Raw genomic sequence first — 1,621 nt, forward strand, 5'->3', positions numbered from 1 at the left:
TATATTTGCTCAACGTCGTTCAAGACAACCGCCTTCCCCTGCATGTGTTGCACCGGCGTCCGCTGCCGTGGCCACCCAGGAAGAATGTGCAGGAGGGCACATAACATTCGGAGACCAGCATGTCCAAACTCGCGCGCCGCCGTGCGTCCGGCTTTACCTGCGTTCGCTTCACCCTGGCCGCTGCGGCCATCTCGACCCTGTTCGCTGCGGGCCTGGCGCACGCCGAGCCGGTGACGCTGAACATCGCTTCCATCAACAATCCCGACATGATCGAACTGCAGAAGCTGGCACCGGCGTTCGAGAAGGCCAATCCCGACATCAAGCTGCGCTGGGTCACCATGGAAGAGAGCGTGCTGCGCCAGCGCCTGACCACCGATATCGCCACCAACAGTGGCCAGTTCGACCTGATGACCATCGGTGCATATGAAGCGCCGATCTGGGCCAAGAAGGGCTGGCTGGCGCCGATGACCGGCTTGCCGGCGGATTACGATGAAGCCGATCTGATCAAGCCGGTGCGCGAGGGGCTGTCGGTGGATGGCAAGCTCTATGCGCTGCCGTTCTATGCCGAGAGTTCGATGACGTACTACCGCAAGGACTTGTTCGAGCAAAAGAAGCTGACCATGCCGCAGCGTCCGACCTGGGACGACATCGCCAAGCTGGCTGCGCAACTGCATGATCCGGCCAAGGGGGTCTATGGCATCTGCCTGCGTGGGCGTGCCGGCTGGGGCGAGAACATGGCCATTCTCACCACCATGGCCAATGCCTGGGGTGGTCGCTGGTTCGATGAACAGTGGCAGCCGCAACTGTCCTCGCCGGAGTGGAAGAAGGCGGTCGGCTTCTATGTCGACCTGATGCGCAAGTATGGTCCGCCGGGCGCCAGCTCCAATGGCTTCAATGAAAACCTGGTGCTGTTCTCCAGCGGCAAGTGCGGCATGTGGGTCGATGCCACGGTGGCGGCCGGGATGCTCTATCACGGCAAGGATTCCAAGGTGGCCGGCAAGACCGCCTTCGCGCCGGCGCCGATGCAGGTGACCGACAAGGGTTCGCACTGGTTGTGGATCTGGTCGCTGGCCGTGCCCAAGTCGTCCAAGTCGCAGGATGCCGCCAAGAAGTTCGCGGCCTGGGCCACCTCCAAGGACTACATCAACCTGGTCGCCAAGGATGCCGGCTGGGCACTGGTGCCGCCGGGTACGCGCAATTCCACCTATGCCTCGGCCGAGTACAAGAAGGTCTCGCCCTTCTCGGACTTCGTGCTCGACGCAATCCAGACTGCCGACGCCAACAAGCCGACCTTGAAACCGGTGCCCTATACCGGCGTGCAGTTCGCCACCATCCCCGAGTTCCAGTCGATAGGCACGGTCACCGGCCAGGCCATCGCCGGTGCATTGGCGGGCAAGACCAGTGCCGATGCAGCTCTGGATGCTGCCCAGGCCCAGGCCGTGCGCATGATGCGCCAGGGTCGCTACATCAAGTAAGTCCTTGCTCCTGCCATGGCGATGACGGGCAAGGGCAGCCTTGCTCGCATCGCCTCCCGGCTGCCGCTGCCTGATCACGGATGGGGCGGCGGCCGGATCGATACGCCGAGGCCGTCATGTCCACGATCCACTCCACCCAGGTGTCG

General features: G+C 63.2%; 1 protein-coding gene. It reads left to right on the top strand.

Features of this window, described 5'->3' with window-relative positions:
• Nucleotides 1-119 precede the first annotated feature (119 nt).
• Nucleotides 120-1,475: an ABC transporter substrate-binding protein gene (locus I5W_RS11165; protein WP_044529273.1), complete on the top strand. Its 1,356-nt coding sequence runs from the start codon at nucleotides 120-122 to the stop codon at nucleotides 1,473-1,475.
• Nucleotides 1,476-1,621 lie beyond the last annotated feature (146 nt).

The organism is Herbaspirillum sp. B65, assembly GCF_000333555.1.
Classification (GTDB): domain Bacteria; phylum Pseudomonadota; class Gammaproteobacteria; order Burkholderiales; family Burkholderiaceae_D; genus Herbaspirillum; species Herbaspirillum rubrisubalbicans.

What these genes read in the sequence shown, in the direction of transcription:
- I5W_RS11165 (WP_044529273.1), top strand. Translation starts at nt 120, where the DNA reads ATGTCCAAACTCGCGCGCCGCCGTGCGTCCGGCTTTACCTGCGTTCGC.